We start from the raw sequence: 6,459 nt of genomic DNA, 5'->3' as shown, positions 1-6,459 counted from the left end.
GGGTCAGAGGGGGCGGAGGAACGTGAGGATCGAGGTGGGCTCGACGATGAGCTCCTGCAGGGCGGCGTTGAAGGGGACACCGGCGGGTGCGTGCAGGTGGGCCTGGAAGGCGTCCTCGTCGCGGTAGACCTCGTAGACGAAGAAGCGGTCGGGGTCGTCGACGAGGCGGTGGGCGTCGAAGACGATGTTGCCCTCCTCGGCGCGGACGACCTCGGCGAAGTCCCGCAGCAGCGCGGCGACCCGGTCGGCGGCTCCGGGCTGCGCGGTGAAGACGGCGTGGAGGACGGTGGGTTCGGGCATGACGACTCCTCGGGTTCGGGTGGTCAGGAGTGGAGGGCCAGGAAGCGCGCGGGGGTCGTCACGAGCATCCGGTGCACGGCGTCGTCACCCACGGCCTCGCGGAGCCGGGGAAGGTAGCGGTCGCCGAGGTAGGCGAGACCGGGCATGCCGCCGTACGCGATGTACCGGGTGCGCCGGGCGACGTCGCCTCCGAGCAGGATCCGGTCGCCGGCGCCCCGCTCCACCACGGCAACCGTGAGCGCCAGCAGCTCCGCGTCGGAGCGGGTGCGCGGGCGGGCGAAGCCGTCGTACCCGAGGTGGGCGCCGCGCTCGGCCAACGCGACGTGCAGACCGGGATCGGGGTCGCGGTCGGCGTGGGCCAGCACGACGCGATCCGCCGGCACCCCCTCGGCCGCCAGCAGGTCGAGGACCTCGTGGGCCGCGGTGCCGAACTCCAGATGCACCATGACGGGGGCTCCGGTCTCCCGGTGCGCCTGAGCGACGGCGACGAGGGTCGTCCGCTCGAACGGACTGAGGCGCCAGTAGTCGGCCCCGCCCTTGAGCATGCCGGCGCGGACGGGCTGCCCGTCGGGACCCGCGGCGAGAGGCACGTCGGGCGTCTCGAACACCGCGGTGTCGTCCGCCGGCATCCCCCGCGTGAGGTCGGACACGAACAGGGCGGCGAGGCGGTCCGCGCCCCACACCTGCATCGGGTGGTCGGGGCCGTAGTGGGCCTCACGGTGCCGGCCCGTCGTGGCGACCACGTGCAGTCCGGTCGCGGCGCTGATGCGGGCGACGGCGGCCGGGTCGCGGCCGAGGCCGAACGGGGTGGCGTCGACCATGGCCTCGAAGCCGCTCGCCCGCAGCAGACCGGCCTCCTCGCCGGACGCGGCCTCGTCGTCGAGCTCGTCCCCGACCAGCAGCGGCGACACCTGGAAGAGGTGCTCGTGGTAGTCCACGCGCCCGAGCCGCGACGGGTCGAGGTCGCCGAGGACGGTCCGCACGGCGGGCATCAGCGCACCGACTCCGCGGCCTCCGCGAGGCGCTCGACGGTCTCCGGCGTGAGGTCGAGGTCGAACACGTCCGCCACGACCTGCGACCAGCCGTGGATGAAGTACCGCCAGCCGTCGACCACATACAGCGCGCGGTCGTCCTCCTGTGCCTCGGCCTGGTGCAGGAACTCCAGGGAGCCGCGGTAGTTGAACTCCCACGCGTACGCGCCCTCGGGGAACACGACGGCGTCGGTCAGCGGGGAGCCCGGGCGGTCCTTGCCGAGCCCGGTGGCGTTCGCGATGACCGATCCCGCGGGCGCGGCGGCGACCAGGGCATCGGCCTCCTCCGGCGTCTCGGTGACGACGTAGCGGAGCAGTCCCTCGGGAGTGCCGTGCTGGCGGTGCACCTCGCGGAGGTGGTCGAGCTTGTCCTGCGTGCGCGCGGTGACGGTGATGAGGGCCGGGGCATCCTCCCGCTCGGCGAGGGCCCAGCTCAGCGCGGTGCCCGATCCGCCCGCACCCAGGATGACGACCTCGGCACCGGTGCGCGCGAAGTGGTCGGCGGGGAGGAAGTCGCGCAGCGCCAGGTCGACCGTGATCGGGTCCTTCGCGCGGCCGGACAGCGTGGACCCGCGCTTGGCGATGCTGGAGATCTCGGCGCAGGACACGGCGAACGGGTCGAGGTCGTCGAACAGGTCGGACGCCGCCGCGTACACGTTCATCTTGTGCGTGGTGACCAGCGCGCCGCGGTGGTGCGGGTCATCGCGGATCTGCTCGACCATGGCGCGGTACTGGGCGGGGTCGGCGTCCATCGGCAGGTCGTGGCCGACGAGGGTCCGGGTGGGGAGGCCGAGGATGTCGGCCCACAGCGGGAACACCTTCATGATCGACGACGAGGCGGTGGTGACGCCCACGAAGCCCATGTAGTCGGCGGTGGCGGACGGTGCGGCGGACGTCGCGGCGGTGGTCATCGGTTCTCCTCGGGAGCGGACGCGGGCAGGGGCACGGGGTGGGCGGGGTCGGCGCCGCGGAGGACGGCGAGCACATCCGCGAGCGACAGCTCTCCCATGTTGTCGACGGCCTGGGTGGTCTGGGCACCGAGGTGCGGGGTGACGATGACGCGGTCGGCGAGAGCCGGGTCGAGCAGGGGACTGTCGTGCGCGGCGGTGTCGCCGTCGAGAGTGTCGGCGGCGTACCCGGCGAGGGTGCCGTCACGCAGCGCGTCCGCCACGGCCTGCTCGTCCACGAGGTCGCCGCGGGCCGTGTTGACGAGTACGGTGCCGGGTCGCATCACGGCGAGGCGCTCGGCGTCGACGAGGCGCTGACCGCCGGGGGCGTGCAGGGTGATCACGTCGGCGGTGCGGAACAGGTCATCGAGGCCGAGGGGCTCGGCGCCGTGGTCCCGTACGAGGTCGGCGGGGAGGAACGGGTCGGAGGCGAGCAGCCGCGGGCCGAACCCGCTCAGTCGCCGCGCGACCCCTTGGCCGATCCGCCCGAAGCCGACGATGCCGACGGTCGCGGCGCCGAGCTCCCGTCCGCGGCGCACGCTCCAGTCGCCGGTCCGCACGCGGCGGTCGCCGTCCGGGATGGTGCGCAGGGCGGCGAGCATGAGGCCGACCGCGTGGTCGGCGACCGCATCCGCGTTCGCGCCGGGGGTGTTCGTGACCGGGATGCCGCGGTCGCGCGCCGCCGCGAGGTCCACCGCCTCGGTACCGACCCCGTAGCGCGCCACGACCTTGAGCTTCGGGCCGGCAGCGAGGTGCGCGTCGGTGACCGGTCCGGTGCCGGCGATCCAGGCGTCGGCACCGTGCAGCAGCACGCGCAGCTCGTCGAGGTCGTGATGGGCGGGTCCGCGGAGGATACGGTGTCCGGCCTGCGCGGCGCGCCCGACCAGGTCGAGGTCGCCGTCCGAGAAGGAGCGGCTCGTGACGAGGATGACGCCCATCAGCGCGGCCTTCCCGCGAACCACGGTGCGAGGGCCGTGTACGCGTCGGTGAAGCGGGCGTGGCGCTCGGCGTAGACCGCATGCCGGGACGGGTCTGGCGTGAACTCGGCGGTGACCTCGCTGAGCGCCCGGGCGGCGGAGAAGTCGGTGAGGCCGAGGCCGACGGCTCCCGTGACCGCGGCACCGAGGCTGTTCGCCTCCTCCACGATCGTGCGGCGTCGCACCGGCACGCCCCACACGTCGGCGAGGACGGCGAGGTAGACGTCGCTCTGCGCCCCGCCGCCGACGGCGTCGATGCGGTCGATCGTCGCGCCGGCCTCGCGGAACGCCTGGATGCAGGTGAGGAGGTTGAACGCCGTCCCCTCCAGGACCGCGCGCACGAGGTGGGCCCGCCCGTGGTGGCGGGCGAGACCGACGAAGGCCCCGCGCGCATCCGGGTCCCACAGCGGGGAGCGCTCGCCGAGCAGGTACGGGAGGAAGTAGAGGTCGTCGGTGTCGATGTCGCTCGCGGCCTCGGCGACGAGGCGCCCCGTCTCGGGGTGCGCGGGATCGACGGAGAGGGCTTCGGCGATCCACTGCACCGAGGCGCCGCCGGCCTGCATGGTCGCGGTCGGCACGAACGACGCGGGCACGACGTTGTCGAACGTGAAGGTGCGCATCGCGGGGTCGTGCAGCGGGGCGTCGGCCGCGAAGGAGATCCACGAGGAGGTGCCGAGGCACACGTAGGCGCCGTCCTCCGGGGCCACGACGCCGGAGCCGACCGCGGCGAGCGGTCCGTCGCCCCCGCCCATCACGACCTGGACGCCGATGTGCAGCCCGAGCGCCTCGGCCGCGGCAGGCGTGAGCGGGCCCGCGATCTGCGTCGACTCCAGGATCTCGGGGAAGAGGGCGGGGTCGAGCCGCGCGGCGGCGAGGATCTCCGGCGACCACGTGCCCGCGACCTGGTCGTACGCATTGGTGCCCGAGGCGTCCGACCGGTCCGTGGCGAGCCGCCCGGTCAGCCGCAGCACGATGAAGTCCTTGGCGACGCACACCCGGCGCACGCGCTGCCACACCTCGGGTTCGTTGTCGCGCACCCACATGATCTTCTCGAGGGAGTAGGTGGGGTTCAGGCGGTGGCCGAGGATCCCGTAGGCGTGCTCGGCACCGACCGCCGCCTCGAGCTCGCGCTGCTGGGCGCCGGCGCGGGTGTCGGCCCAGATGATCGCGGGTCGTGCGGGCTCGCCGTCGGCGTCGAGCAGCACGGCGCCCATCATCTGTCCGCTGACCACGAGGCCCGCGACCTCGGCGGCGGCGGTGCCGGTGCGCGAGAGGAGGTCGCGGGTCGCCGTGACGACCGCGTGCCACCAGTCGGCCGGGTCCTGCTCAGCGACGCCGCCGGCCGCGAAGTGGGCCGGGTACGGCACCGTGACCGCGGCGATCAGACGACCGTCGTCGTGGTGCAGGGACGCCTTGTTCCCGGTGGTGCCGAGGTCGTGGGCGATGATCATGGCCGGAGCCTATTCCGCGTAGGGGCGCAGGTCGACGCCGGACTCCGCGCGGAACGCCCGCGAGCCCATGCCGTGCTCCAGCACCCAGCCGTAGTCGTGGCCGGCGCCTCCCGGGTACACGGCGAGGAAGGAGTAGGGCTCGTCCCCGGTGTTCACGGAGCGGTGCGCCCAGCCCGGCGGGATGTAGCCGATGGTGCCGGGGAGCATGTCGAGCCACTCGGTGCGCTCGCCGTCGAACATGAGCAGTCCGCCGCGGCCGTGCAGTGCGAGGTAGATCTCGCCCTGGTGGTCGGGGTGCTGGTGGCCCTTGGTCATCCAGAGCTCGCCGCCCGTGTCGCCGGGCATGATCGTGGTGATCGACTGCGGCAGCTCCCGCTCGATCTCGGGGACCGGGGAACTGACGACCGTGTAGACGATCGGGTCCTCGCCCGCGGCAGCGGCCGCCCAGGCGTCGTGATCGCGGAACAGGCCTTCGAGGTCGGACATCCGCCGGGTCAGGGTGGGGCCTTCGGGGGAGAGGGTGAGCTTCTCGGCGTCGAAGGCGATCGCCATCGGGGAGATCGGCGGGGTCTGGTACTCGGGCATCCATGCTCCTCGAAACGGGTGCTGCGTCGTCGCGCAACCTGTAATGACAAGCTCACTGTACCTGTTATGACAGGTTGCGTCCAGTGCTCTCCTGCGCGGAGGAGGACGCGCGCCCGACGGCCGTCAACCGGCGAGCACCCGTTCCAGGTGCTCGCGCCCGCCGCGGATGGCGGACGCCGTCACCTCCGCCGACCCCGGGTACTCGGCGTGACCGGCGGGGAGGACGGCCAGGTCGAGGTCGCGGGCCCCGGCGGCGACCGCGAACTGCCCTTGCGGCGGCACGTACTGGTCCCACAGGGCCGCCTCCACCCGGACCGGCACCGCGGAGAACCCGATCGCGGTGGAGGAGTCGAACCAGCGCAGCACCTCGCGGGCCTCGGGGTGCCGCAGGACGTGCTGACGCACGGTCTCCCCGCTCCCCAGGCATGGCACCGCCAGCCGCTCGTCGTACTGGCCGAAGCTCGGCACGATGAGGGTGGCCCCCACGAACCGGTCGTCCCACGGCAGGGCGAGCGCGCCGATGCCGCCGCCGAAGCTCTCCCCGACGTAGTAGAGAGGAAGCGCGCCGACGACCGAGACGAGGACGTCGGCCGCCAGCCACAGGTCACGGGCGCAGAGGCCGAGCACGTAGCGCTCCGGATCGTCGATGCCCGCGAGCACGTGCTCGGGGGTGGGCTCGGGCGCTCCGATCCCCGCGTTCAGCACGCCGAGCCCGCGGGCCACGGGATAGATCGCCGCGACGTCGTCCGGCACCCGGGCGAGATCGACCGCGTCTCGACCCCCGTAGCCGTGGCCGTGCACGACGCCCGCGCGGGGAGGGCCGTCGAGGGGCTCGACCACCCAGGCCCGCAGCCGCACGCCGTCGACGCCGGCATGCTCGACGACGGACACCCGACGGCCCTGCTCCTCGGAGGTGGAGAGGACCACGGGGGCGGCGTCCACCGCGGCGGCCTCCCGCCGCCAGCGTCGCCAGCGGTCGGCGAACCCGGGCGGCGCGGGCACGGGGCGGACCGCGCGGAGGTCGGCTTCGGTGCGGCCGTAGCTGCCGTCGAACGCGGCATCGGGGAACCAGGTGGCGTAGGGCTCGGGGAAGGTCATGCGGGCTGAGGGATCCTGTTCCGGGAGTGGGGCGGGCGGGGGTGCGTGGCAGACTGGAGGCTCCATCGGA

The 6,459-nt window shown here is 73.7% G+C and carries 7 protein-coding genes; all 7 read right to left on the bottom strand.

Going from position 1 to position 6,459, the window contains the following annotated elements:
* Positions 1-3: 3 nt before the first annotated feature.
* The 7 genes from BV453_RS03920 to BV453_RS03890 all read right to left on the bottom strand — a co-directional run bounded on the left by BV453_RS03920 (position 4) and on the right by BV453_RS03890 (position 6,389).
* Positions 4-300, bottom strand: a complete 297-nt coding sequence (locus tag BV453_RS03920; protein WP_025105380.1) for a putative quinol monooxygenase — start codon at positions 298-300, stop codon at positions 4-6.
* 23 nt (positions 301-323) lie between these two features.
* Complete coding sequence (locus BV453_RS03915; protein ID WP_126894149.1) at positions 324-1,292, bottom strand: phosphotriesterase; 969 nt, start codon at positions 1,290-1,292, stop codon at positions 324-326.
* Positions 1,292-2,242, bottom strand: coding sequence for a shikimate dehydrogenase (locus tag BV453_RS03910; protein WP_249520930.1), 951 nt, complete (start codon positions 2,240-2,242; stop codon positions 1,292-1,294). Before BV453_RS03910 ends, BV453_RS03915 begins: the two co-directional genes overlap by 1 nt.
* Positions 2,239-3,216 carry a phosphoglycerate dehydrogenase gene (locus BV453_RS03905; protein ID WP_249520929.1) on the bottom strand — a complete coding sequence of 326 codons (978 nt, stop codon included), beginning with the start codon at positions 3,214-3,216 and terminating at the stop codon, positions 2,239-2,241. The genes BV453_RS03910 and BV453_RS03905 overlap by 4 nt, the downstream gene beginning before the upstream one ends.
* The gene (xylB, locus tag BV453_RS03900; protein WP_126894147.1) at positions 3,216-4,706 is read right to left on the bottom strand and encodes a xylulokinase; all 1,491 of its coding nucleotides are present in this window, start codon (positions 4,704-4,706) and stop codon (positions 3,216-3,218) included. Before xylB ends, BV453_RS03905 begins: the two co-directional genes overlap by 1 nt.
* A 9-nt stretch (positions 4,707-4,715) precedes the next feature.
* Positions 4,716-5,291 carry a glucose-6-phosphate isomerase family protein gene (locus BV453_RS03895; protein WP_025105385.1) on the bottom strand — a complete coding sequence of 192 codons (576 nt, stop codon included), beginning with the start codon at positions 5,289-5,291 and terminating at the stop codon, positions 4,716-4,718.
* Positions 5,292-5,414: 123 nt separating this feature from the next.
* Positions 5,415-6,389 carry an acetylxylan esterase gene (locus tag BV453_RS03890; RefSeq protein WP_249520928.1) on the bottom strand — a complete coding sequence of 325 codons (975 nt, stop codon included), beginning with the start codon at positions 6,387-6,389 and terminating at the stop codon, positions 5,415-5,417.
* Between the last annotated feature and the right edge of the window lie 70 nt (positions 6,390-6,459).

Source organism: Microbacterium sp. ER1, assembly GCF_023383675.1.
Taxonomy (GTDB): Bacteria; Actinomycetota; Actinomycetes; order Actinomycetales; family Microbacteriaceae; genus Microbacterium.
The sequence above is the reverse complement of the archived record's forward strand: the minus strand, read 5'-3'. Positions and strand labels throughout refer to the sequence as shown.

What these genes read in the sequence shown, in the direction of transcription:
- BV453_RS03920 (WP_025105380.1), bottom strand. Translation starts at nt 300, where the DNA reads ATGCCCGAACCCACCGTCCTCCACGCCGTCTTCACCGCGCAGCCCGGA.
- BV453_RS03915 (WP_126894149.1), bottom strand. Translation starts at nt 1,292, where the DNA reads ATGCCCGCCGTGCGGACCGTCCTCGGCGACCTCGACCCGTCGCGGCTC.
- BV453_RS03910 (WP_249520930.1), bottom strand. Translation starts at nt 2,242, where the DNA reads ATGACCACCGCCGCGACGTCCGCCGCACCGTCCGCCACCGCCGACTAC.
- BV453_RS03905 (WP_249520929.1), bottom strand. Translation starts at nt 3,216, where the DNA reads ATGGGCGTCATCCTCGTCACGAGCCGCTCCTTCTCGGACGGCGACCTC.
- xylB (WP_126894147.1), bottom strand. Translation starts at nt 4,706, where the DNA reads ATGATCATCGCCCACGACCTCGGCACCACCGGGAACAAGGCGTCCCTG.
- BV453_RS03895 (WP_025105385.1), bottom strand. Translation starts at nt 5,291, where the DNA reads ATGCCCGAGTACCAGACCCCGCCGATCTCCCCGATGGCGATCGCCTTC.
- BV453_RS03890 (WP_249520928.1), bottom strand. Translation starts at nt 6,389, where the DNA reads ATGACCTTCCCCGAGCCCTACGCCACCTGGTTCCCCGATGCCGCGTTC.